Origin of the sequence: Winogradskyella ouciana, assembly GCF_965284585.1 — a bacterium.
GTDB classification, from domain to species: Bacteria; Bacteroidota; Bacteroidia; order Flavobacteriales; family Flavobacteriaceae; genus Winogradskyella; species Winogradskyella ouciana.
Genome location: NZ_OZ260095.1, coordinates 744848 through 769127, shown reverse-complemented (window position 1 = coordinate 769127; position 24280 = coordinate 744848). Strand labels below are relative to the sequence as shown.

The 24280-nt window shown below is 34.3% G+C and carries 23 protein-coding genes and 1 tRNA gene; 19 read left to right on the top strand and 5 right to left on the bottom strand.

What is annotated here, in order from left to right; all coding sequences use genetic code 11:
* The first annotated feature begins 76 nt into the window (after positions 1-76).
* The 12 genes from trxA (at position 77) to ACQ65V_RS03400 (ending at position 14078) form a co-directional block, all read left to right on the top strand.
* Positions 77-394, top strand: a complete 318-nt coding sequence (trxA, locus tag ACQ65V_RS03455) for a thioredoxin (RefSeq protein ID WP_155088173.1) — start codon at positions 77-79, stop codon at positions 392-394.
* A 182-nt stretch (positions 395-576) separates the two neighbouring features.
* Positions 577-1506 carry a DUF58 domain-containing protein gene (locus ACQ65V_RS03450; RefSeq protein WP_273291564.1) on the top strand — a complete coding sequence of 310 codons (930 nt, stop codon included), beginning with the start codon at positions 577-579 and terminating at the stop codon, positions 1504-1506.
* A 76-nt stretch (positions 1507-1582) separates the two neighbouring features.
* A tRNA-Asp gene (locus ACQ65V_RS03445) sits at positions 1583-1656 on the top strand.
* A 322-nt stretch (positions 1657-1978) separates the two neighbouring features.
* Positions 1979-4354 carry a sigma 54-interacting transcriptional regulator gene (locus ACQ65V_RS03440; protein WP_430466882.1) on the top strand — a complete coding sequence of 792 codons (2376 nt, stop codon included), beginning with the start codon at positions 1979-1981 and terminating at the stop codon, positions 4352-4354.
* 175 nt (positions 4355-4529) lie between these two features.
* Positions 4530-4967 carry a hypothetical protein gene (locus tag ACQ65V_RS03435; protein ID WP_430466881.1) on the top strand — a complete coding sequence of 146 codons (438 nt, stop codon included), beginning with the start codon at positions 4530-4532 and terminating at the stop codon, positions 4965-4967.
* The gene (locus ACQ65V_RS03430) at positions 4934-6793 is read left to right on the top strand and encodes a PAS domain S-box protein (protein ID WP_430466880.1); all 1860 of its coding nucleotides are present in this window, start codon (positions 4934-4936) and stop codon (positions 6791-6793) included. The genes ACQ65V_RS03435 and ACQ65V_RS03430 overlap by 34 nt, the downstream gene beginning before the upstream one ends.
* Before the next feature lies 1 nt (position 6794).
* A complete protein-coding gene (locus ACQ65V_RS03425; RefSeq protein WP_430466879.1) occupies positions 6795-7241 on the top strand; it encodes a response regulator in 447 nt (148 codons plus the stop codon).
* Between the two features lie 22 nt (positions 7242-7263).
* Positions 7264-9216: a T9SS type A sorting domain-containing protein gene (locus ACQ65V_RS03420; protein WP_430466878.1), complete on the top strand. Its 1953-nt coding sequence runs from the start codon at positions 7264-7266 to the stop codon at positions 9214-9216.
* A 2-nt stretch (positions 9217-9218) separates the two neighbouring features.
* Entirely contained in the window at positions 9219-10679 is a 1461-nt protein-coding gene (locus ACQ65V_RS03415; protein ID WP_430466877.1) for a hypothetical protein, read from the top strand.
* Positions 10680-11083: 404 nt separating this feature from the next.
* Entirely contained in the window at positions 11084-11257 is a 174-nt protein-coding gene (locus tag ACQ65V_RS03410; RefSeq protein WP_273291578.1) for a hypothetical protein, read from the top strand.
* A gap of 173 nt (positions 11258-11430) precedes the next feature.
* The gene (locus ACQ65V_RS03405) at positions 11431-13413 is read left to right on the top strand and encodes a sensor histidine kinase (RefSeq protein WP_430466876.1); all 1983 of its coding nucleotides are present in this window, start codon (positions 11431-11433) and stop codon (positions 13411-13413) included.
* A complete protein-coding gene (locus tag ACQ65V_RS03400) occupies positions 13410-14078 on the top strand; it encodes a response regulator (RefSeq protein WP_155088183.1) in 669 nt (222 codons plus the stop codon). Before ACQ65V_RS03405 ends, ACQ65V_RS03400 begins: the two co-directional genes overlap by 4 nt.
* 231 nt (positions 14079-14309) lie before the next feature.
* Here the strand turns inward: ACQ65V_RS03400 and ACQ65V_RS03395 are convergent, their stop codons facing one another.
* Entirely contained in the window at positions 14310-14807 is a 498-nt protein-coding gene (locus tag ACQ65V_RS03395) for a DUF456 domain-containing protein (protein WP_430466875.1), read from the bottom strand.
* A gap of 59 nt (positions 14808-14866) precedes the next feature.
* On the opposite strand from ACQ65V_RS03395, the gene ACQ65V_RS03390 reads away from it, so the two are divergent.
* Positions 14867-15397: a hypothetical protein gene (locus ACQ65V_RS03390; protein ID WP_430466874.1), complete on the top strand. Its 531-nt coding sequence runs from the start codon at positions 14867-14869 to the stop codon at positions 15395-15397.
* A gap of 55 nt (positions 15398-15452) precedes the next feature.
* Here ACQ65V_RS03390 and ACQ65V_RS03385 read toward each other — a convergent pair whose 3' ends face one another.
* Genes ACQ65V_RS03385 through ACQ65V_RS03370 form a run of 4 tightly spaced genes read right to left on the bottom strand, consistent with a single transcriptional unit; the run spans position 15453 to position 19209 of the window.
* The gene (locus ACQ65V_RS03385) at positions 15453-16190 is read right to left on the bottom strand and encodes a Bax inhibitor-1/YccA family protein (protein ID WP_273291589.1); all 738 of its coding nucleotides are present in this window, start codon (positions 16188-16190) and stop codon (positions 15453-15455) included.
* Between the two features lie 2 nt (positions 16191-16192).
* A complete protein-coding gene (locus ACQ65V_RS03380) occupies positions 16193-17053 on the bottom strand; it encodes a hypothetical protein (protein ID WP_430466873.1) in 861 nt (286 codons plus the stop codon).
* 51 nt (positions 17054-17104) lie between these two features.
* Positions 17105-18244, bottom strand: coding sequence for a glycosyltransferase family 2 protein (locus ACQ65V_RS03375; protein ID WP_430466872.1), 1140 nt, complete (start codon positions 18242-18244; stop codon positions 17105-17107).
* On the bottom strand, positions 18241-19209 hold the full coding sequence (locus ACQ65V_RS03370; RefSeq protein WP_430466871.1) for a lysylphosphatidylglycerol synthase domain-containing protein: 969 nt from the start codon (positions 19207-19209) through the stop codon (positions 18241-18243). Before ACQ65V_RS03370 ends, ACQ65V_RS03375 begins: the two co-directional genes overlap by 4 nt.
* Before the next feature lie 27 nt (positions 19210-19236).
* On the opposite strand from ACQ65V_RS03370, the gene ACQ65V_RS03365 reads away from it, so the two are divergent.
* From ACQ65V_RS03365 to ACQ65V_RS03340, 6 genes are all read left to right on the top strand, one after another.
* On the top strand, positions 19237-19875 hold the full coding sequence (locus tag ACQ65V_RS03365; RefSeq protein WP_430466870.1) for a cell envelope biogenesis protein OmpA: 639 nt from the start codon (positions 19237-19239) through the stop codon (positions 19873-19875).
* A gap of 4 nt (positions 19876-19879) precedes the next feature.
* A complete protein-coding gene (gene ruvC / locus ACQ65V_RS03360; RefSeq protein ID WP_430466869.1) occupies positions 19880-20434 on the top strand; it encodes a crossover junction endodeoxyribonuclease RuvC in 555 nt (184 codons plus the stop codon).
* A gap of 58 nt (positions 20435-20492) precedes the next feature.
* Entirely contained in the window at positions 20493-21656 is a 1164-nt protein-coding gene (locus tag ACQ65V_RS03355; protein ID WP_430466868.1) for a leucine-rich repeat domain-containing protein, read from the top strand.
* Position 21657: 1 nt separating this feature from the next.
* On the top strand, positions 21658-22791 hold the full coding sequence (hemW, locus tag ACQ65V_RS03350) for a radical SAM family heme chaperone HemW (RefSeq protein ID WP_430466867.1): 1134 nt from the start codon (positions 21658-21660) through the stop codon (positions 22789-22791).
* The gene (locus ACQ65V_RS03345; protein WP_430466866.1) at positions 22788-23537 is read left to right on the top strand and encodes a cyclase family protein; all 750 of its coding nucleotides are present in this window, start codon (positions 22788-22790) and stop codon (positions 23535-23537) included. The genes hemW and ACQ65V_RS03345 overlap by 4 nt, the downstream gene beginning before the upstream one ends.
* Positions 23538-23645: 108 nt before the next feature.
* The gene (locus tag ACQ65V_RS03340; protein ID WP_155088195.1) at positions 23646-24257 is read left to right on the top strand and encodes a DUF4230 domain-containing protein; all 612 of its coding nucleotides are present in this window, start codon (positions 23646-23648) and stop codon (positions 24255-24257) included.
* The last annotated feature ends 23 nt before the right edge of the window (positions 24258-24280 follow it).

Here is a 24280-nt window from a genome sequence, read left to right as displayed (position 1 = left end):
ACTGCCATTGTAAGGTTTGGCAAAATTTTTGACTAATTTTGTGTAAACGAAGTAGAATACAATTAAAATAAATATTATGGCATTAGAAATAACAGATGCAACGTTTGAAGAAACAGTATTAAAGAGTGATAAACCGGTAATGGTAGATTTTTGGGCAGCGTGGTGCGGACCTTGCCGTATGGTTGGGCCAATCATTGACGAGATTAGTACAGAGTACGAAGGAAAAGCCGTAGTTGGTAAGGTAGATGTAGATGCAAATCAAGAATTTGCTGCTAAATACGGAGTAAGAAACATACCAACAGTATTGGTTTTTAAAGATGGTGAAGTCGTAGGACGACAAGTAGGTGTTGCACCAAAGAACGCTTATTCAGAAGCTATCGATGCACTTTTATAGTCGATATTAAAATAAGTTCTAAAAGAAATGATAAAAGGTTTGCCATTGCGGCGAACCTTTTTTAGTTTAGGCGTATAGCACGAAGCACGAAGCACGAAGCACGAAGCACGAAGCACGAAGCACGAAGCACGAAGCACGAAGCTAAAATAATGCCTTCTGGTTGGGAAGGTTAGGATGGGCTTATGGATTTACAATTAGAATTAAATAAAGCAGGCGGTTTTAAAAACCTAGAATTACTCGCCAAGCAAGTAGTAGAGGGTTTTATTGCTGGCATGCATAAAAGTCCGTTTCATGGATTTTCGGCAGAATTTGCTGAACATAAGATTTATAATCAAGGTGAAAGTACCAAACACATCGATTGGAAACTCTATGCTAAAACCGATCGTTTGTACACCAAGCGCTATGATGAGGAAACCAATTTACGTTGTCACTTAATTGTGGATAATAGTACTTCGATGCACTATCCAGAATCAGCAGGTACAACAATTGATAATCTCAATAAAATTGCATTTTCGGCATTGGCAAGTGCATCCTTAATGCATATTCTAAAAAAACAGCGTGATGCGGTTGGGTTGAGTATTTATAGTGATACTTATGATTTTTACGCACCTGAAAAAGGGAGCGAGCGGCACCATAGAATGTTGCTGAGCAAATTAGGTGAAGCTGTAGTTGCTAAGCCAGAGTCCAAAACCACCGAAACCTATACCTATTTGCACCAGATAGCAGAGAAGATTCATCGCAGGTCTTTGATATTTTTGTTTACGGACATGTTTCAGACCTCTGAAGACGATGAGAAGTTGTTTGAGGCTTTAAGACATCTAAAACACAATAAGCACGAAGTGGTTTTATTTCATATATATGATAAAGCTAAAGAATTGACTTTTCAGTTTGACAATAGACCTAAGCGTTTTATAGATGTGGAAACAGGTGATTTTATCAATTTGTATCCGGATAACATCAAGGAAAATTATGAAAAGGCTGTAAAAGATTACTTTGATAACCTAAAATTGAAATGCGGACAGTACAGAATAAAGTATGTTGAGGCGGACATTAATAAGGGCTTTAACCAGATACTCACCACATATATGATAGAGCGGCAAAAATTTGTGTAAATAAATCTCTATTTTTTTAATTTTTTGTTTGCGGAATTAAAAATGCAATGTATATTTGCCCTCGCAATTATGCAACGGTCTGGTAGTTCAGCTGGTTAGAATATCTGCCTGTCACGCAGGGGGTCGCGGGTTCGAGTCCCGTCCAGACCGCAAAAATTGCTTAAAAGCTCTGAGAAATTGGAGCTTTTTCAATATAAAGACGTTGTGTTGTGCTCAGAGTAACATCTGAGTATTAGTAGAAATCCAATTTATTGGGTATTTACCAATGAAAGGCTTTCCTTTTTTCTGAATAAGAAAATCGGGATGCTTTTTTGTTATATACAAATTTGAAATTAATGATGTTATACAATCTTTCTTTAATAACTATACTGTCTAATATTTTTTTGTATATTGGATGTATTCTTGTGTGACTCAACTTTAAAGAAACCTCTTAACTGCCCACCCTAAAGGCGGAATATTTGTATTGTGTCATATGAAAAACGATAAAGCCTCAGGCAAAAACCCTAACCCTTCTAATACTGTTTTTAATCAAAATAGTATTTACTCAAAAATATTTCATAACAACCCAACGCCTCATACCCTCGCAAAAAAGAGTGATAGAACCTTAGTTGACGTTAACGAAGCATGGGAAAAATTTACAGGCTATAAAAAAGAAGAGGTTTTAGGACATGCTGTCGAGGATTTAGAGCTTATTTGTTTAAGCGAGGCAAATTCTATTAGGGCGTTTTTAGCGGATCAGGAAATCCTCAAATCATACGAGCTAGAAGTGATTAAAAAAAATGGTGACACCACCTATGGATTGGCAACCTTTCAATTGGTCAATTTGGGAGGGGATGATTTTGTGCAGTCCTCAATTTTAGATATTAGTGCACTAAAGCATACCGAGAACCAGCTTCAGGTGTCCAAAAACTTTTCTGAGTCTGTATTAGATAGTATGCATGAAGGGCTTATAGTATTAAATGCAGACCTCACTTGTATACGCGTAAATAAGGCTTATCTTGATATGACTGGGTATAAAGAGTCTGAAATTGTGGGTACAAAACAGCCTTTTCCTCATTGGCCACCTGAGCACTATAAAACCTTCAGAAAATACGTAAGTTTAGGTCTGCAAGGTGTTTTCAATAAAAGTCAACTCACATTTAAGAAGGCAAATGGTGACCGTTTTGAGGCAGCGGTAGCAAATGCAAAAATTACCAATAGCCAAGAAAAAACCATTGGTTATGTGTCAACTTTTGTAGATATATCAGAGCGGCTAAAATTTCAGAATGAGTTAAAGGATAAATCAGAGAGAGCTTTAAATAGAAAAAATGTCATTCTCAAATTGGTAAATCTAATAGGTGAGGATTTTGATGAAGTCTTAAAAAACATAATCTCAAGTGCGGCTCAAGCATTAGAAGTAAAACGAGTTAGTATTTGGAAATTTAATGAGGATGAGACCCAAATACAGTGTCTAAGTGCTTATCATTTACAAGGAGATGAATTTAAAAATAGTGAAGAGCTCGAAACAAAGAACTATCCTAACTATTTTAAAAAACTGTACGATAAAAAAATTGTAAAAATCAATGATTGTGCAAATAGTGACTTTGATAATGATTACAAAAATAGTTACTTAGACAAGTTTGGTATCACTTCCATGCTCGATGTTTTTGTTAAAGGCCTTAAGAAACCTTTTGGTGTACTATGTTTTGAGCATTTAGATGACATAAGGGAGTGGACACCAGAAGAAGAACAATTTGCTACAACTGTTGCGGGTTTAGTGTCATTGGCCATAGAAAATGCCGAACGGACAAAAATACAGAAAGAGCTTGTAGAATTAAACAAAAAGCTCTCTGTAGCGAACACTGATCTAAATAATCTAAAGAAGGAGTTAGAGCAACAAAACGTATATTTAAGAGAGGAAATAAACCTGGTCTTTAATTATGAAGAAATGGTCTATGGCAGTACGGCCTTTAGCCAAGTACTTACAGATGTAGAAAAAGTAGCAGATACAGATGCTACTGTATTGCTTCTTGGTGAATCTGGTACGGGGAAAGAACTTATCGCTAGAGCTATTCATAATATTAGTGAAAGGAATACAAAGCCTCTGATAAAAATCAACTGTGCCGCAATACCCAAAGAATTAATTGAGAGTGAATTGTTTGGCCATAAAAAAGGATCGTTTACGGGAGCTTTAAATGATAAAGAAGGTAAATTTAAACTAGCGGATGGTGGTACATTATTCTTAGATGAAATTGGGGAATTGCCTCTAGACATGCAGCCTAAATTACTACGCGCTATTCAAGAACATGAAATAGAGCCAATAGGTAGTTCTAAAGTACAAAAAGTAGACATAAGAATAGTTGCAGCCACCAACAGAAATTTAGATGAGGAGGTTAAAAAGAAAAAATTTAGGGAAGACCTCTACTTTAGGCTTAATGTATTCCCAATAAATATACCACCGCTTAGACAAAGACCAGAAGATATACCTATTTTAATAGAACATTTTGTGGACAAGTTTTGCAAAAAATACAATAAGAAAATCAAGTACATTCCTCAAGATACAAGACATGCCTTATACAACTATGATTGGCCTGGTAATGTTAGAGAATTGGAAAACTTGGTGGAGCGCGCTGTTATATTGACTAATACAGAAACCCTGTTTGTACCAGGATTCAAGTCTTCAGAAAAACCTACTCCTATACATTCTGCAACACTTAGCTTGGACGACGTACAAAGAATGCATATAGTACAGACTTTAGAGCAGTGTAACTGGAAAATCGATGGGTCCCAAGGCGCTGCTCAAATTTTAGACATTAAACCAAGCACATTAAGAGATAGAATGAAAAAGCTTGGAATTAAAAAACCGTAGTCACGGTATTCCGCGGATTGCGTTTTCCGTAAACTAGTCCCACGGTATATCGTGGGTTCTTTATTTTTAGACATATTTGTAAGTTTTTAATAATCATTGTGTTATAATTTTATTGCAAAAGAATTCTACACTTGGCACGCCTTTGGCAATAAAAAAAGAGAGTTTAAAAATTTACATGTCGACCACATTATCATACGACTTTAAAATAGTTAGATTTTGGATAGAAAGAAATATTCTATTCTGTCAGTTTTTAAATACCAATCTCAATCACAAGTTAACGGATAAAGATATGGGATGCTTTTTAAAAGCTGTTGAAGATTTAACCAGAGGAAAGCGCATGCCATTACTGGTAGATCTAAGAAATGTGGTTTGTAATTTTACTGTAGAGGCTTTTAAATCATTGGCAATTAGTGAAAATTTTCGCCAGTATATAACTTATGAAGTCTTTATTACAAACTCAATTAAAGGAAAACTCTTAGTTCTTACCTACAAAAGAATCTATGAGCCAAAAAAGCCTTTTAAAATATTTGATGACGTAGAAAAGGCCATACAATATTGTATGGAAGAAAAAAAGAATGTATGCAAGCCCCAAAACTTGAAAACTTCAACTTAAAAGGACAAAACGCTAGAATACTAAGTACTCTAGAAGACCACCTCGTAATATCTGTAAATGATAGATTTGGTCGTGTCATTTATGTCAACGATAATTTCTGTAATCTTGTTGGCACATCTAGAAATCTTATCCTCGGAGAGGAAAATGAAATTTTAAAATCGCATTTACACACCAATAAAGTATACAAAAATTTGTGGAAAACCTTAAAAAAGGGTGACGTATGGAAAGGTGTACTGTTTCATAAAATTTCAGAATCTAGACACTATTGGTTGCAAACCACAGTATATCCAATAAAAGATAAAAAAGATTGTATTACAAAATACCTTTCTGTCTATAATGATATTACCGATTATTACCAAAATCAAAACATAGATACTACTGTTGCGCTAGGAGAAAAAGTTGAGTTTAAAAATTTAGAGAAAGTTATCCTTTCTGTTAATAAAAGAGCTAAGATAATTAGGGCACAGAGCACATCCTTAAATAAGGACTACGACGAACTGGTTGGGTCTTATATCTACGATTTTATTGATATAGCTTATCACGATGCCATAAAATCTAAAATCGCTGAGGTATTTAATGAGAAAAAATCTAGTGATTTTCAATTTGCTAGATGCCAAGACAGCTATAATAAAGAACTTTATTTATCAGAAGTACAACCTGTTTTAGATAAATACGATGAGGTGTCTTATGCTAAAATTACTACTGAGCTTAAAACAAAGAATGTAAATATTTTAAGAGAGCTAAACGATATCCAAACCAAGTATAAAAATATCCTAAAGTCACATAACTTAGGAATCGTTGTTGTAACAGATAGTAATGGTATTATAAAAGAATGGAACAAAGGCGCTGAAGTTGCATTTGGCTATAAAGAAGATGAAGTTATAGGAAGATGCTTTTCTATGCTCATTTCCAAACCGCAGATAGAGACAGGTGTAAGAGAGTTGCTTAAGATTAAAAATGACTTAGGTAATGTTAGAGAAGGCGATACTTTAGAAATGAATGCGCTTAAAAAAGATGGGCGAGCGTTTCCTGTAGAATTTGCTGTAAACGGATGGTTCTGCGGAAAGGAGCATTTCTTATCAGCATTTATGATAGACGTCACCGAACGAAAAAGCCTTGAAAATCGCCTACGACAAAAAACCAGGGATCTTGAGCTTTTTTTGTATAGATCTGCACACGATCTCAAAGCACCATTAACCTCGGCAGAAGGTTTGTTAGCATTAATAAAAGAGGAAAATATTGATAGTAGCACTGCAGAATTAGTAGATTTATTAAGCATGAGTCTTCAAAAAGGAAAATTACTTTTTGATAATCTTGCATTTGCCTCATCTATATCACAGAAAAAATTAGACGTAAGTGCCATCAACTTTAAGAAAGAAATTGAAAAATCTATTGAATCACTTAGTGGGCTTGATGGTTTTGATGAAATTGGTTTCAAAATAAATGTAAAGCAAACCAAACGCTTTTATTCGAGTAAAGAGCTGCTAAACTCTGTATTTCAAAATTTAATTCAGAATGCCATCAATTATAAAAAAACTTTGTCTACGAACTATAAACCCCTTATTAAAATAAATGTAGAACAACACGCAAACACTATAGATATAATCATCTCAGATAATGGGCTGGGTATACGTAAAGAGAACCAAGATAAAGTGTTTGATCTTTACTATAGAGTTAGCAACGAAGGTGTACAAGGTACTGGCTTAGGTCTTTACATAGTTAAATGTATCGTAGAAGATCTAAACGGAACCATAAGTTTAGATAGCGATGTTGCCAATGGCACAACTTTTAAAATAACAATCCCCAATTTACCTAAAAAAAAGTAGTATGATTTCTAATGTAATGCTTATAGACGATAACAAAATAGATTTGTTTATATGTAAAAAAATAATTGAGAAATATGATCCGGAGATTAAAACCAGAAATTTTACTAATGGAATTTCAGCGCTCAATTATTTAAAGCTATGTCGTTTAAGCAGCAAGTCCAAAACCTTGGTGCCTCCAGATCTGATATTGCTCGATATTAATATGCCTCAAATGAATGGCTTTGAGTTTATAGAGGAGTTAAAGAAACAAGAACTATATCTTGCTCAATTGCCTAAAATCTACATGCTCTCATCGTCACTATACCCTGAGGACATCCTAAATTCAGATAACAATCCTTATTGTTCGGGATATTTAAATAAACCGCTCACTGTTGAAGGTTTTTCTAGTATTTGCAACACGGCCTCAAATAGCAAGAGATTTAGAGGTTCTTATCTGAAATTAATCTAAAATAACCTAACCCAAATGTACTATGAAAATACACTACTATCTAATCACCACAATCTTAACGGTTTGTGTAACGTCCTTAAATGCCCAAATCAGTAATCATGGCGACTTAAAAATCGTTAGTGGTACCGACGTTAAGTTTACAGACGAGTATGTAAACAATGGCAACCATAACTCTGATGGCAATTTGCAATTAAACAACAATTTTATTAATAATGGTAGTACAGTTGCAAATTCCGGAACAACATTTTTTAAAAGCGCTAGCAACAATTTAATTCAAATTTCAGGCACTGCTGATACGGTTAATTTTTACAATTTAGAGCTAGATGTAACAGCGGCAAATACTAAAGGTGTCCGCGTAGAGGACAACAGGGTTCTTAACCTGCAAAATTCACTGTACTTAAAAAACGGAGATTTGAGGTTGATGGGCGAGTCACAACTTATACAAATGCATTCTGGTTCAAACACAAATACATTTGGTGCTGGAAAATTGCTAAAGGATCAGCAAGGTGAGAGCTCGGTTTATAAATATAATTATTGGTCTTCACCAGTAAACCGAAGCGCTGTTTTTTCAATAGCCAGTTGTTTGTTTGACGGTTCTGACGCTGAATTAAACCCTTTTAGCCCACAAGCTATTAATTTAAATAACGGTGCGCCCTACAACGGTCTTCCTTCTGTAACTGATGTGAGCGGAAATGTCACTAATGCGCTTACCATAAATAAATATTGGCTATATACCTATATGGCTGGCAATGGTTCTTATGCAGATTGGTTGCATATAGATGAAAACACAACGTTAAATCCCGGGCAAGGATACACCATGAAAGGCACAGGTACATCATCTTCGTATCAAAATTATGTGTTTTATGGTGAACCCAATAACGGTGATTATACTTTTACCATAAATTCTGGTGAGCATGCCCTTTTAGGCAATCCGTATCCTTCCGCTTTGGATGCAGATCAATTTTTAACCGACAACGCTAGCGTTGTTGACGCATTATATTTTTGGGTTGATGGAGGCTCTACGTCTCATTATTTAACAGATTATCTGGGCGGTTATGGTGTAAAGAACCTAACAGGTGGAACACCGCCTTCAGTAGCATCACCATTAATTTACGGAATAGGAACTTCTGGCTCAGTGACCTCGCCAACACAATATGTTTCTGTAGGTCAAGGATTTTTTGTACAGGCGTCTTCCAATGGTACAATTCAATTCAATAATGCACAACGGGCGTATAAAACAGAGTCTTCAACGGAAACTACTTTCTATCGATCAAATAGCAACGCTAATGACTTAAATAAATACATAAGAATAGGTTACGAAAACCCTGGAGGGTTTCATAGACAGTTATTGCTAGGGTTCTTACCCAACTCTGCAGCAAATCTCGATTATAACATGGGCTACGATGCCAAAATGTTTGATTTAAGGGATAATGATGCTTATTTCGTTATTGAAGACAATGATGATCTACAATATGTAATACAAGGTGTTGGAGAATTTGCTACGCAAATGGAGTTTCCGCTAGGGATAAAAATTTCAGAACTGGGTAATCATAAAATCACTATAGATGCTCTGGAGAATTTCAACCATTCGGTTTATCTACGAGATACCTATACCAATACGGAAATTGACTTAACAGCGTCTGACTATGAATTTAGTTTGCCAATAGGTGTTTATAACAACAGGTTCGTTATAGCCTTTGAGGCTTTAGATGTTCTACAAGTTGAGGATAATAGCCTAAAAGAGTTACAAGTTTTTTATAACGGTTTAGAGTCTATAATAGTTAAAAACAACAAGAACATTCACATAGACTGTATTGAAATTTATAACACCCTAGGTCAATTAATCATAAAAAAACAAGATAATCTAAATAACAATAGCACTATTGCCATACCATTTGCTCATCCAAACGGAATCTATATAGTGGACGTAAAAAGTGACAATACCCAAAAATCTACTAAAATCTTAAAATATTAATTATGAAAAATCTTAACCGAAAAGTAATCTTCACTAAATGCCTTATCGCTTTATTCATTAGCTTTAATAGCTTTGCCCAAGTGGGTATAGGCACGCTCACTCCAGATGAATCTTCCATGCTAGATGTGAGCTCTACCTCAAAAGGAATGTTGGCACCAAGAATGACAAGCGCCCAAAGAATTGCTATTTCAAACCCTGCTAACGGGCTACTGGTGTTCGACACAACAGAAAATTCGTTTTACTATTATAGTTCTAGCCAGTGGGTAAATCTCAAATCTAAAACGCGAGACAATTACAAATTAATAAAATCGGTTGCTGACTTAAGTGAGGAACTAACAGCAGGAGGTGGCTCAAAATACCTACTCTCAGAAAACACTTTTTATGAAATCAATGGTACAATAAATTTGGCCTATCCTATAGATATTAATAACGCTTTTATATCTGGAAGGGATACCTACGAAGATGTTTTGTTAAAAACCGGAGGTACAATGTTTGTTAGTACAAAAGGCGGTCTTATTAAAAATACAACCCTAGTTGCTGCTGGTGGTACTGTATTTAATCTCTCGGGCACAACTACTGATAATCTTATAATAAGGGATGCTGTTATTGCTAATTCTAATGCGGTAGGTACTATATCTGGCTTTCAATTGGTGTTTATGAGCATTGTGCAATTTGCTGGTAATTCAGGTGGTATTACTTATACGGATATCGATGATCTTTTAATAAGTAATACAGCGTGGCAATCTACTAATTCTGGCGTTTTTGAAACTTATTCTGGGACTTTTGCTTTTATTCAAAAACAAGGTGGCTACATGTTAATTGATGGTACTGATGTTGGTATAGATGTTAGCAGTAACCCAACAGTTAACAATGCAGTATTAACCGGTGTCAGTTTCTCTGGTACGAGTAGTCAGTACATAGATGGCTATAGTGTAGGGTCATATTCTGGATATAATTTTGATAATTCTTGGACGGTTAATTGTCCTGGTATACCAGTAGAATCTGATGAGGTAAGTAGTGGTAATATTTATTATGACGGAACTATAACCACTGGATTTGTTCAATCGACTACTGACAACAACCCATTTAACCTTAGGGGTAATGGAAATAGTAATAGTACAACATTGGTTAATGAATTACGGACCATGTCTACCCAAGACAATAGAATTACCTACACTGGTGATAAAACAAGGACATTTCAGCTTAGTGCTGCGCTGTCCATTAGAGGCAACTCGGGTGTAGGAGATTATTATGCCTTTTTTATAAGAAAAAATGGTACAACAACACTTACTGAAACAAATACCTTAATGAGAGTAAATAATACTTCAGATATATCAAGTAACGCTATTTCTGGTACTGTAGAACTTGCTCCCAATGATTATATTGAAATCTGGGGACAAAGATTAACAGGTTCTGGAACAACCTCAATTACTGTTTTTTCATTAAACTTAAGTATAAATTAGAACGAATTATAATTCATCAAAACCCTTAACAGAATAATTGTGCATAACAATTTGTTTTTTTAGTGTTAGTTATGAAGCCCCAATTGAGTTGGGGCTTTGTTCTTATAGTAATAAAATTAACAAATTTAGTATTTAATCGATAAAAAAATACATTTTATCGATGATTTAGTTGTTAATCTTTCAAATAATTATATATTCGTTCTCCCTCGTTAAAGTTATTTCAGCTTTAATTTAATCCATTTTACTTATAGACTTTCTGTTTAGAAAACATCCCTCGTTTTTCTTTAGTACAATTTTAGGCTTAAACCTAAAGAATAGTTAATTATCCATTCCCTCCCTCAATGTAACGACAGTCGTTACGCAATTTTAATATTGACTATTTAATAAACCCTAAATTGATACTTATGAGAACCCTAAAAATTACTTTAGCCTTAGTTGCAATTGCTATGTTAACCGTGTCTGGTGTGCAATCAGATCAAAATGACTATGTAGATGCTAAGACCATAAAGCAAGAAACTAAAATTAACTTGATCGCTCATGGTAAAGTAAAAAAATTAAAAATGCCTAGTCAAGGATAATATTTTAAGTTTTAAAATGATACAAGCCCATAGCAATTTGTTATGGGCTTTTTATATGTATGTAATTTTTTTATTTCTTCATTAAAAAACTCTAAATTTGATTCTATACCAACGCCATAAAATTCTTGAAATCTAAACTTTTCTTTTTTTGTTTTCTATTTTTAACATTGCCTTTGGCAGCCCAGGAAAGTTTTGCTCTACTTGATTCGATAAGAGAATACAATAAATCATTTAATGATAATTCTTTATCAGCAAAAGAAAGACTTAATTTTGCAAAAAAGGCCAGTGAACTTTCAAAGCGATCTAATATTGATTCACTTATTTTACGCTCTAACAGAAACTTGAGCTATGCGCTTTTAATTAATGGTGATTACGTAAAATTTAAAGATCAGACCACAAATAATCTAAAATTAGCTAGAAAAATAATTGATTCCTCAGCCATTGCATTTTCGGCTCAAAATTTAGGCTGGTATTATTATCAAATAGGAGGTGATAACACTACCGCTTATGCTTATTTAGTTGAAGCACTAAGATATTTTGACAATTTAGGTAATTTACAGAAAAAAGCTGAAGTTTTATATGCAATTGCAGCAATTCAAAATCAAGAAAAGGATTATCTAGGGAGTGAACAGAATGCTGTTGAAGCATTAAAAATTTTCAATAAATTAAACAACATAGATAAGGCTTTAGACAGGTATCTGGTTCTTAGTCTTCTGGGTAGTTTATCTTATAAGTTAGAGAATTACGATAAGTCAATTGATTATCATAACCAAGCCATTGAACTTACAAGAAAAATAGATGGAGGTAATGACTTGTTGTTGGATTCACAAAACGATTTGGCACTACCATATCGTGCAAAAGGAGATTATGATAAGGCTTTAGAAATTTATGAGGATTTAGCAAATAATGAAAATCTAAAAAAAAACGATCTAGTATTTCACGCTTTGATTTTGGATAACTATGCTTTTACAAAATTTTTATCAGGAAATTATAATTATTCTACATTAGAAAAAGATTTTAAAAGCGCTCTAAAAATCGCAGACAGTTTAGGAGATCCTTATACAAAATTAGCAGTATCTATAGATTTGGCGAAATTTTATAAAGCCAATAACCGTTTGGATTCTTCACTTATCTATTCTAAACAGAGTTACAAGATTTCAAAAGACATATCCATTAACGATCTTTATTTAGAGTCTATGTTGCTTTTGGCAACTTTAACCAAGGGAGAAGAAAGTAAGAATTATTTAGAAGAACATATTAAGCTTACGGACAGCTTGTTAAAGGAAGAAAGAAATGTTAGAAATAAATACGCCAGAATTGAATTTGAAACCGACCAACTAGAAGCCGAAAACGAGCAAATATCTAAAGAAAACCTGTACCTAGTCTTTTTGTCAATTGGACTTTTGTTAACAGCGGTACTCGTTTTCATTGTGATATCCCAACGCGCTAAAAACAGAAAATTAAAACTCATACAGGTTCAACAAAAGGCAAATGAAGATATTTATAACCTTATGCTTGGGCAACAGGATAAGGTAGACGAAGCCAGAACTCAAGAGAAAAAAAGAATTTCAGAAGAATTACATGATGGTGTGCTTGGACGTCTGTTCGGTACGCGACTTAGTTTAGACAGCATTAATTTTAAAGATGGTAAAGAAGCGATGATGACCAGAGCCAATTACATTGGTCAGCTTAAAAGTATAGAAGAAGATATCCGAAAAATATCTCATGAGTTAAATACGGATTTTGTTTCCGGTACTGGGTTTATGGATATTGTTTCAGAGCTTATTGAGAATCAGACTCAAGCTTATGGCTTAACATACGATTTTGATTATACGGACGATATTAGCTGGGATTCTGTATCCAATAAAACCAAAATTAATATCTACAGAATTATTCAAGAGTCCATGCAGAATATCTACAAACATGCTAATGCTAAAGCCATTAAAATTAGCATTTCGTTAGAAAAAAATGTAATTTGCCTAGACATCATTGACGATGGAGAGGGATTTGACACATCAAAGAACAAAAAAGGAATTGGTTTAAAAAATATGACATCTCGTGTAGAAGATATTAATGGAAAAATTACCTTTACCTCTCAATCTGGTGATGGTACAATTGTTAATGTTAAGATTCCCTACTCAAACCAATCGACATGAAACATATTAATATCCTTATGGTAGATGATCACCCTATAATTATCGAGGGCTACCAAAATGTGTTAATGGCAACAAAAGAAGACGACCAAACCTTGCTTATTGACACTGCCAATAACTGTGACACAGCACAATTAATGATCAATAGAGCATCAAAAGATACACCTTACGATGTTTGTTTTTTTGATATTAGCTTACCACCATCAGAGGATGGTAAATACGCTTCGGGCGAAGACCTTGCCCTTTTGGCAAAAAAAGTTTTACCGGAGGCCAAAATTATTATTCTGACCATGTTTAATGAATCGTTTAGGATTCATAATATCATAAAAGAAATAAACCCAGACGGTTTTCTTATAAAAAGTGATTTAACATCCATGGAGCTGGCAGATGCATTTCAGCAAATTTTAAAGTATCCACCATATTACAGTAGTACTGTAAGTAATTATGTAAAAAAGACCATTACTAGCGAAATATACGTGGATGATGTTAATAGAAAAATTCTACATTTATTATCTCAAGGGATAAAAACCAAAAGCCTTAGTGAGTATATCCCATTATCAACAAGCGCCATAGAAAAACGAAAAAAGCAACTTAAGCTATTATTTTCAGTAACAGATGGTAAGGACGAAAGTTTGTTGCAAGAAGCACGAGAAAAAGGGTATTTGTAAAAAAAAACAGCGTTTTCTACTGCTAAATAAAACTTCCAAAAGGCTTACCAATGCTGAAAACTACGGTTTTTCCGCATCAAGTCTATGGTTTTTCCACAACAAAAATTTGAACTGCTTACTTATATTTATCCCAAGTCAACAAGAATTAATTAATCCCTCTTAAGTAATTGTTGAGTTAATAGCAAGAAAACTAAACCTAGTTACACACGTTGTAACTAGGTTTTTTACTTTTTAGAACCAACTGGCATTATGCTCAGAAAGTTTTACTATAAAAAAGCCTAAGAATATTATGGCCACAATAAACTTTAAAAAAGTAGAAGCTATAAATCCTAAGAACGATCCAAACGCTGCCTTAAGTGCTTTTTCCATATCGTTTCTGTGAATCATCTCTCCAATAAGAGCTCCAACAAATGGACCGATAATGATTCCAAAGGGAATTGGCGACAGTATACCTACAATTAAGCCCAGAGTTGTACCAATCATACCAGCTCTACTACCACCAAAGCGCTTGGTTCCCAACGCCGGAATTATATAATCTAGCACATATATAAAAATGGCGACCAAGAGCGTAACTATTAAAAACGTCTGACTCATTTGTACACCTTCTGTAAAATGTAAAACCAAAAGACCAACCCAACTAGTTAGCGGACCAGGCAATACAGGTAAAAAACTACCTAATACTCCTAATATCATTAAAAGTAGTGCGACAAGCACTAAAAATATTTCCATATAATTAATTTAAATTCAATTATAAGACGCAAGAAGAAAGCCAAAGTTACAGTGAACGAATGCCAACTGAAAATCGCAAAAAAAAACGTACATTTCGGTATCAAAATGTGCCAATGAACCGAATTGCTTGTCTCTTTTTAATTATTCTCTTTACATCTTGCGATTATTTTGAAAAGCAAAAAGTGAATTCAGAAGATCTGCTTGAGGAAGAATTGCAAACCTTCAATTGGAACGATGTAGATACCTATCCTACGTTTAGTAGTTGCGATTCCATTACTGCAAAAGAAGAAAGTAAGGTTTGTTTTCAGAACACACTTTTGTCTCATGTTAATCAATACCTGGCAGATCAAAACATTGTAGTTTCAGAAGATGTCAACGATACTATTCGTTTAAAACTTGTTATAGATAGCAAAGGTCTTTTAGAAGTTGATAGTATGGTGATAAAACCAGAAACACAATTTCAAATTCCAGAAATAGATAGCTTACTACTTCAAAGCTTAACAAATATTCCTAAAATCTATCCAGCAATTAAACGTGGGCAGCAAGTTACCACAGCTTTTGAGTTGCCTGTGATAGTTAAGATTGAATAGGTTTAGTAAGCAGTTACTTTGTTTTTCTAATTACTTCGCGCCTCTGCAAGAATCACTAAAAGCGTATCGCCAATTTCTGCATCAATCTCAGTACTTCTATATACAACCAAATTAGCGTTGCCAAAAGTCCCCAAGTTGCAATCCACTCTTTGTATTTTGGCGCTCTGTTCTTATAACGCTCTATATAATCAAAGTCTAACAACAAGGCAAATGAAGCTACTATGGCAGCTAAAACATTAAACACAATAGCAAACCAAGATGTTCCCCAGATATAGGTTTTTATCCCGAAAAAACTAAGTATCCAAGAAATTAAATACACAACCATTATACTAATTGTGGCGGTTATAATAACGCTTCGTAATTTTTTTGTCACTACAATGATCCTAAGCTGATACAAAATGAGCATTACAAAGAAGGTAACAATAGTAACACCAATTGCCTGATATGGTAGCTCGGGAAAATTACGATGCGCATAAGACGAAAACCCACCCAAAAAGAAGCCCTTTGCTACAACGTAAAGTGGTACTAAAATGTAAGCCCAATGTTGTCTCACGGAAATTAAAATACTCATAACTATGGCTCCCAGCATGCCACCTAGGGTAAACCATCGCATGGGTGTACCAGCTTCATTGAGCTTCCACAAATAGCCTGTAATGGCTGCAATAACAATAATGCCGAGCATGGATTTAAAAAAAATGCCAGCAACAGACATAGTTTTTGACGAGGACCTACCATCCTCCCAAAAATAACCATTAAATATAGGGTTTGAAGTCTTAAAATTCCTTAGACTCATTCTTACAAGTTGAATTTATAGCCTATGGCAATATCTGTGGAAAAATTACCTTGGTTATCTAAAAAAGCAGCAAATAATTCTCCATAAATTAATGTGATATAGCTGTTCTCACCAACCTTAATATCAGAACCTACTCCGAAAATAAAAGGGATGTCAAATGAAGTCTCATTGACGTCAACTTCCATGTCGCTTTCATTAGTGAATGTAGCATTAGAAAGGTTCAGCGTTGCAAATTTTACTTGTCCATAGATTGAAAATGTTTCCGTATTAACAAATCTAAAGCGGTAACCTAATGAAAATTCGGTGGTGCTGTAAGGAAAATCGTCACTGTCAAACGTCTGTCTTGCTTGTAAAAAACCAGAATGTCTTGGCATATCATGGCCTTCTAAGACTTCTAATTCTGCACCAATCATTGGTGTTTTTTTATTTTCAGGATTACCAACAAAAGGATTATTGGTTATACCTCCAGAAAATCCCAGTCTAAACTGCGCTTTACTTTCGGTTGTACTCGATGTATAGTTCGGGTCTGCAGAGCTATTATAAGCATCAATATAAGCTCTTAGGCTGTAGAGTGTTAACTTAAGCTTGTCCGTGGACATCCCTGTGAGTTCACTCAACGTTGATTTATACTCCTCTTTATAGTCGTTGTTTTCATCCCTTGTGTTCTTTAATTCTGTAATTGTACCATTTTCGGTACGCACAAAATAGCGATATTCATCATCGATAACATTCCACAGGAGGTCTAATTTACCGTCAATTTCAGTTTTGAGCTCCAACGTCTCGCCATTGATGGTATAGGTTTCTTGGCTATGGTTTAGCTGAAACGCAAGACAAAGAATTAGGATTAACAGTGATTTTTTCATTTGTTGTATGACTTGGTTTTAGTAAAGCTACCAAAAATATATGAGATGTTATTATTTTTTGAACGTTCTGCCTTTCCAATGATAGGATTTAAACAAAGAGAGAATCACAATATAAACACTAAAGAAAGGGTATAAAAAGCTTGAAAACAGGAACGATAACAGAAGGTTTTCTTGTTTAAAAAAGCGAGCTGTTTTAAATAACAACAAAAAGTCTATCCCTAATTTTATAACTAATAAGGAAACCGCCATTCTTGGGCTGATAAGGTTAAAAATCAATAGAGGAACCAATGACAGACAAACTAAATTTGCCAAGAAAACAACGAGTCCTAATAGCTTAGAAAACCAATTGGGATTACGGCTAGTTTTAGAGGCCCAACGTAATCGCTGATTAATTAATTGCTGCAAGCTTGAAACAGGTTGTGTATGAACAATAGCTTTTGGGTTCTTTAAATAATTGACTTTTTTTGAATCGTGATTTTTAAGCTTCTCCAATAAAAAAATATCATCACCACTTGCAATTTTCATATTGCCTTCAAATCCTTGCAACTCTCTAAAAATAGATTTTCGATATGCAAAGTTGGCACCATTACATAGAAAGGGTTTCTGCAAACCGAAACCACCAATTGTTGCACCTTGAAGACTTAAAACATCCAAAGTTTGAAAACGGTTAAAGAAAGAGGTTTGACCATAATAGGTTACAGGTGCCACAATACTGTTGGGTTGCTTGGTTTGAATAAATTCATCAAAAGTATCTAACCAATATTCAGGCAAAACACAATCGGCATCTGAAGTAATAATCCATTCGTTGTTAGTCATTTCTATAGCTGAGGTAATCGCATCTTTTTTTGGTGAATTTGAAACGCGATTGTTCTGAATAATTTTTATGTTGTCAGTTCCAGTGAAATCTTTTGTGTCGAGAAGGTTGTATATGATATCGGCCGATCCATCATCAGACTCATCATCAACCAAAATGACTTCAAACAAATCTTTAGGATAATTTAAATTAGAAATCGAATCCAATAATTTAGGTAAATTCTCCGCTTCATCCCGAAAAGGAATTACTATCGAAAATTTAGTCTTAGGTTTTAAATCCTGAAGTTGAAACTCTTCAACTTTATCAAAACCATAGGTCAGACTTCCGATAACCATCAGATAAGCAATTATGATGACGATTATAATAGTTGCGATCATTCGTCGATTTTTGGCATCTTAAAATTCAATACAAAATAACTGCCAAACAGACTCGGGATTACAAAATTCAATAGCCACATTATGGTAATAATTGACAATATAGTGAGTTCGTTGACTTGCACATAACCGAACAGGAAAACTGCAACACTTCCTTTTATAACAACATCGAAAATTGAAATTGAAGGTACAATGGACGCTAAAAAGTACATGCTAGTGATTAATACCATAGCTTTGGTATAATCAACTTCAACTCCAAAAATGGTGAGCAAATAGTAAAATTGAAATGAAAAAATTAAATAGCGAATTAGAGCAAACAATAAATTGGTGGCATGGATTTTAAAAGCCATGTTTTTAATGTATTCTAAAATGCGCTCAATAGAATAGCCTTTAATACTAAACCGGTTGTGTTTAGTTCCAAAAGCAGCAAAAATGCTAACTAAAAGAATTATAAACACAAATCGTGTAACTCTATAGTAGTCCACTTCAATTTGATAACGATTAACAAAAATAATTAACCCAACAACACCAAAAATGGTTGTTATGGTCATTTGTGCTATGTTACCCAAAAGATTTAATAGAACAATTCGTTTTCTGAATTGCTTTACAAAGTAAGCAGCCTTCACACCGTAATCACCAATTCGATTTGGCGTAATCAAAGAAGCGGTTAATCCTCCTAAACTTTGCACTAAAGCATCTCTAAAAGAAATATACTTAATAGATTTTACCAAAGACTTCCATTTTACAATTTCAAAAAACCAGTTAAAAATGCTTAAAATGAGTAAAAAAATGATGTTTTTGGATGAAAACGTGTCATTTTCTCTTAAAAATGCAATAAAATCACTGAATTCTAGATTTTCATTTTCAGCTAGTTTAGAGTAAATAAAATAAAAAGCGCCAACTACAATGCTTAACTTAATAAGTACAAAGAAGAATTGCTTAGTTTTGTAAGGCACGTTATAAAGCATATTACAAATTAAACCAAAAACTTATAGATGCGGCAATGTTTAAAACATTACATTTTCTTTTTTATCGTCTTCTTTGCGACTTTGAATGGATATGCACAACTTAAGGATACGTCTAAGTGGAAAGCGCTTTTTGCAGTAGGTTTTAACTATCCTACAACAGATGGTTTTGTTGATGGCACTTATGCACAATCAGTGAATTTCCCAACTGTGAACCTTGGTATTCAGCATATGTTTAAACGCACTTATGGAGTAAAGTTGGACTATGGATTTAACCGGTTTAAGAATGATGATGGCTCTCCAGAGTTTAAAATCAACTACTCACGTATTAATGCGCAGTTTGTATTTGACCCTACTGAATATATCGGTTTTTTGCCAATGAGATTACGTACTATTTTTCATGCCGGACCAGGTTTTAGTTTTGCAAAACCTTTAGGGAATTTAGGAGATAACAAGCAGTCTTACCTTAATCTCTTAGGTGGTTTAGAAATCCATTATGCTATTAACGAAAAGGTCTCTATTTATGTAGATACAGCTTATATATATGGTTTAACATCCTTAGATGATTATGACCCAGCCCTAAGTGGATTGGGTGCGTTTAATGGCAGTGTTTTTAATGTAACTGTTGGTTTGGCCGTTTCATTAAGCGGTTGTCAATATTGTGATTGATTAAATGAGTAAAGAAAAAATAATATTAGGAATTGATCCAGGAACCACCATTATGGGTTTTGGACTTATAAAAGTGGTTGGAAAACAGATGCAGTTTATGCAACTCAATGAATTGCAGCTCAAAAAATACGACGACCATTACCTGAAACTCAAACTCATTTTTGAACGCACTGTAGAACTCATTGACACCTATCATCCAGATGAAATAGCCATTGAAGCTCCCTTCTTCGGTAAGAATGTACAAAGTATGTTGAAATTGGGAAGAGCACAAGGTGTGGCTATGGCAGCAGGTTTATCTAGAGAGGTTCCTATCACCGAATATTCACCAAAGAAAATTAAGATGGCGATTACGGGTAATGGTAATGCCAGCAAAGAGCAAGTCGCCAAAATGCTACAAAGTACATTAAACCTAAAATCACTTCCTAAAAACCTCGATTCAACCGATGGGTTGGCGGCAGCAGTTTGTCATTTTTACAATCAAGGTAGAGTAGAGGTTGGTGAGAGTTATACAGGTTGGGCTGCTTTTGTAAAGCAGAATGAGAAAAGAGTTAAAAAATAGTTTATTTGTTTAATCGTTGATTTGTCATTCCTGCGAAAGCAGGAATCTATTTTTAATTATGAAAAAGATAACCTGCATTATTATTCTTTTAATTTTTAGTTGTGAAGAAAGGAATCAAAACAAATTTCTTTCTTCTAATACAGATGGAAATACTATAGAAAAAATCAGTGAAAAACCTATTAATGCTTCTGCATGCGATGAGGTAAAAATGAAATGGAATGGACACCTCAAATATACTTCAGGTCCTTTCTATGAATTGAATACACTGGAACAAACCACAGATTTAAAAGCACTTTTGTCAAAATCGGAAACCATAACTAAGCTAAAAATCAATTCTCTAAATTTAACTGAGCTGCCTAAGGAGTTATTCCATTTTAAAAACTTAGAAGCTTTAGATATCTCGGACAACCCTTTTACAGATTTAGAAAAATTGATAACCGATTTAGGTGATTTTCCAAAGTTGGAATTATTGGCAATGAACCATTGTGGCATTGAGAAGCTTCCAGTTAATTTATCGCAATTGGATAATTTGATAGGTCTAGCATTAAATCAAAATGTAAATTTAAAGGAGGTAATCAATATTGGTCAACTGAAAAAACTAAGGTATTTAGACCTTAGCAAAAATAAAAGGTTGAAAGATTTGCCTAGTGAAATAGGCAAACTTAAATGTCTTGAGCAAATAGTTATGGGTGGTTCGGGTTTTACAAGATTGAGAGCAGAACTATCTTATTGTACTAACCTTAAGGAGATTACTGCTAACGCATGTAAAATTAAAGAGTTGCCAGTAAATATTGGTAATCTAAAAAAACTAAAAAAGCTCAATTTAGGTGCTAATAAAATTGAAGTGGTACCAGAATCTATAGGTAATTTAAGTAAATTAAAAACCCTAAATTTAGGTACCAATGAAATATCAGATTTACCCTATTCTATTTCTAACCTAGATAAACTTTACTCAATTAGCCTAGAGTATAATAGATTTAGAAATTTTCCGTATCAGATAATAAAACTGAAAAGCATTAGATATTTGAATTTGCACAATAATAACTTAAAAAAAATTCCTTTAGAGGTTGCTGATTTGCCAAATCTCGTAAGAGTATATGTTGATCACGAATTAATTTCAGACCAAAATATTAATGAGCTTAGAAAAAGAAATCCTGACCTAGTTGTTGAAAGGCGTGACGCTTTGAGGCTTGTCCCAAAGCAGCCAAAAAGAAAAAACTAAAATGGCTGGCATCTACATCCACATACCATTCTGCAAACAAGCTTGTCATTACTGCGACTTTCACTTTTCAACCTCATTAAAAAAGAAAGATGAACTAATCGAAGCACTAGCTAAAGAGTTAGAACTTCGTAAAGATGAATTTAAAGATGTAACGGTAGAAACCATCTACTTAGGTGGTGGAACACCAAGTCTATTGACGAATGACGAATTACAACTTCTGATGGATTCGGTTTATAAAAATTATCAGGTTTCAGAAAATCCAGAGATCACCCTAGAAGCCAATCCAGATGATCTTTCGGCTCAGCGAATAGAAGATTTAGGAGATTCACTAATCAACAGATTGAGCATCGGTATCCAATCCTTTTTCGAATCCGATTTAAAACTTATGAATCGTGCGCACAACGAAGAAGAGGCAAAAAAATGTCTGTCTGTGGCGACTCGCCACTTCGATAATATTTCCCTCGATTTAATTTACGGCATTCCAGGTGCGTCAAACGAGCAATGGAAAAGAAATATTGAAATTGCTTTGAGTTATAACGTACCACATATCTCGAGCTACGCCTTAACGGTTGAACCGAAAACGGCACTGGCATCATTTATAAAAAAAGGCATTATTGAAGATGTGGATGATGAGCAAGCCCATGAGCAATTCCACATATTAAAAGATCGATTAGAAGAAGAAGATTTTATTCATTATGAGTTGTCTAATTTTGGCAAGGAAGGTTATTTTAGTAAAAACAATTCGGCCTATTGGCAGGGAAAACCGTACATAGGTGTTGGTCCTTCAGCACATTCTTTTAATGGTACACAACGTGGATGGAACGTAAGAAACAATTCGAAATATATAAAAGCTATTCAACACAATGAATTGCCAATTGAGATAGAGACGCTCACTAAAACAGACCAATACAATGAATATATAATGACAGGTTTGCGCACCACTTGGGGAGTGTCTTTAACCAAAGTTGAACAAAATTTTGGGATGGTATATAAAGATTATCTAATTGAGCAAGCCAATGTTTTTATAAATCAACATTTATTGTATATTGATGATGAGCATTTACGTGTTACTGAAAAAGGACAATTTTTGAGTGATGGTATTGCTTCAGAATTATTTAAACTTAATTTATCTTGATAACTACAATTCAATACAATTCCAGAAAACTAAAAATAGATTTATCACAGCCCTTAGATATCTCTATACCAATAAAAGGCGGTAAATCCAATATAAATGCTTGGTATATTGGTGAACCAAAAATAGAACCAGAAGTTTTTGACGGAGACACCATTAGTGTTGCTGAAGGTGCTGCGGTAAACTTTAACACTATAACCTTTAATCCACATTCTCACGGAACCCATACAGAAACCGTTGGGCATATTACAAAAGAAAAATATTCAGTTAATAAGTACTTAAAACAGTTTTTCTTTTTGGCAGAAGTGGTTACTGTGGCACCAGAAAAGCTAGATGATGATTATGTGATTTCGGCAAAGCAACTGCAATTTGCTTTAGGTAATAAAAAAAGAGAGGCCTTAGTGGTGCGCACTATGCCAAATACCAGAGACAAAAAATCAAGACAGTATTCCAATACTAATTGGACGTACTTTCAAGAAGATGCTATAAAACTGTTGGTAAAAAAAGGCATTAAGCACCTATTGATTGATTTGCCAAGTGTAGATAGGGAAGAAGATGGTGGTGAACTAAAAGGGCATAACACATTTTGGAACACCAAAGGCAAAATTAGAAAAGACGCCACAATTACTGAGTTGATCTATGTGGCCAATAAAATTGAAGACGGTATGTATATGCTCAATCTTCAAATTGCACCTTTTGAGAATGATGCCACACCAAGTAAACCGATTTTGTATAAGGTTATAGATTAATGCATTTGATTTGTCGTGCTGAACTTGTTTCAGTATCTAAACCCATGTGGACGTTTAGTATGTGACGGAACAGATTAAAAGTGTCCTATGAATAAAGAAATAACATAAATGGAAACATTTTTTATAATCATTATAAGCATATTGGTAACCTTGGGTTTGGTTACCATATACAAGCAATGGAAAACCAAAAAGAAGACCAACGAGCAATCCATTGTGTTACTGGACAAAATAAAACGTGTTTGTAAATTTATTACGGTCGAAGGCGACTTTGCCGAGATTTATCATTACGAAGACGTAAAGGAAAAATTCTTAAAACTAATTTCTAGTCGAAAGAAAGCGTTGGTTGTTATTAATGCAAAGGCGCATGTTGGGTTCGATTTGAGTAAAATACAAATGGATTCCAACCCAAAATCAAAGACCGTAGTACTATCACATTTTCCACAGCCAGAAGTGTTGTCTATTGAAAGTGATATTAATTATTACGATAAGCGCGATGGCATGTTCAATAGATTTGAAGCATCAGATTTAACTGATTTGCACACTAAAGCTAAAGCACATATATTGGATAAAGTTCCTGAGAGTGGTTTATATAATATAGCAAAACAAGAAGCCTTGGAGGCGATTCAGCTTATTGAGAATTTAGTTGAAACTATCGGTTGGACTTTAGACTATTCGGCTTTAAAAATTGAAGGGGAAGAGGATAAAAAGTTATTGAAATAATAAAAAGTCTTCCCTTTGGGAAG

Excerpts from the sequence above, each read along its gene's own strand:
- ACQ65V_RS03390 (WP_430466874.1), top strand. The coding sequence starts at position 14,867 with ATGCCAACTGAAAATCGCAAAAAAAAACGTACATTTCGGTATCAAAAT.
- ACQ65V_RS03340 (WP_155088195.1), top strand. The coding sequence starts at position 23,646 with ATGGAAACATTTTTTATAATCATTATAAGCATATTGGTAACCTTGGGT.
- hemW (WP_430466867.1), top strand. The coding sequence starts at position 21,658 with ATGGCTGGCATCTACATCCACATACCATTCTGCAAACAAGCTTGTCAT.
- ACQ65V_RS03425 (WP_430466879.1), top strand. The coding sequence starts at position 6,795 with ATGATTTCTAATGTAATGCTTATAGACGATAACAAAATAGATTTGTTT.
- ACQ65V_RS03400 (WP_155088183.1), top strand. The coding sequence starts at position 13,410 with ATGAAACATATTAATATCCTTATGGTAGATGATCACCCTATAATTATC.
- ACQ65V_RS03450 (WP_273291564.1), top strand. The coding sequence starts at position 577 with ATGGATTTACAATTAGAATTAAATAAAGCAGGCGGTTTTAAAAACCTA.
- ACQ65V_RS03375 (WP_430466872.1), bottom strand. The coding sequence starts at position 18,244 with ATGATCGCAACTATTATAATCGTCATCATAATTGCTTATCTGATGGTT.
- ruvC (WP_430466869.1), top strand. The coding sequence starts at position 19,880 with ATGAGTAAAGAAAAAATAATATTAGGAATTGATCCAGGAACCACCATT.
- ACQ65V_RS03395 (WP_430466875.1), bottom strand. The coding sequence starts at position 14,807 with ATGGAAATATTTTTAGTGCTTGTCGCACTACTTTTAATGATATTAGGA.
- ACQ65V_RS03415 (WP_430466877.1), top strand. The coding sequence starts at position 9,219 with ATGAAAAATCTTAACCGAAAAGTAATCTTCACTAAATGCCTTATCGCT.
- ACQ65V_RS03380 (WP_430466873.1), bottom strand. The coding sequence starts at position 17,053 with ATGAAAAAATCACTGTTAATCCTAATTCTTTGTCTTGCGTTTCAGCTA.
- trxA (WP_155088173.1), top strand. The coding sequence starts at position 77 with ATGGCATTAGAAATAACAGATGCAACGTTTGAAGAAACAGTATTAAAG.
- ACQ65V_RS03435 (WP_430466881.1), top strand. The coding sequence starts at position 4,530 with ATGTCGACCACATTATCATACGACTTTAAAATAGTTAGATTTTGGATA.
- ACQ65V_RS03430 (WP_430466880.1), top strand. The coding sequence starts at position 4,934 with ATGCAAGCCCCAAAACTTGAAAACTTCAACTTAAAAGGACAAAACGCT.
- ACQ65V_RS03410 (WP_273291578.1), top strand. The coding sequence starts at position 11,084 with ATGAGAACCCTAAAAATTACTTTAGCCTTAGTTGCAATTGCTATGTTA.
- ACQ65V_RS03355 (WP_430466868.1), top strand. The coding sequence starts at position 20,493 with ATGAAAAAGATAACCTGCATTATTATTCTTTTAATTTTTAGTTGTGAA.
- ACQ65V_RS03420 (WP_430466878.1), top strand. The coding sequence starts at position 7,264 with ATGAAAATACACTACTATCTAATCACCACAATCTTAACGGTTTGTGTA.
- ACQ65V_RS03440 (WP_430466882.1), top strand. The coding sequence starts at position 1,979 with ATGAAAAACGATAAAGCCTCAGGCAAAAACCCTAACCCTTCTAATACT.
- ACQ65V_RS03385 (WP_273291589.1), bottom strand. The coding sequence starts at position 16,190 with ATGAGTCTAAGGAATTTTAAGACTTCAAACCCTATATTTAATGGTTAT.
- ACQ65V_RS03370 (WP_430466871.1), bottom strand. The coding sequence starts at position 19,209 with ATGCTTTATAACGTGCCTTACAAAACTAAGCAATTCTTCTTTGTACTT.
- ACQ65V_RS03365 (WP_430466870.1), top strand. The coding sequence starts at position 19,237 with ATGCGGCAATGTTTAAAACATTACATTTTCTTTTTTATCGTCTTCTTT.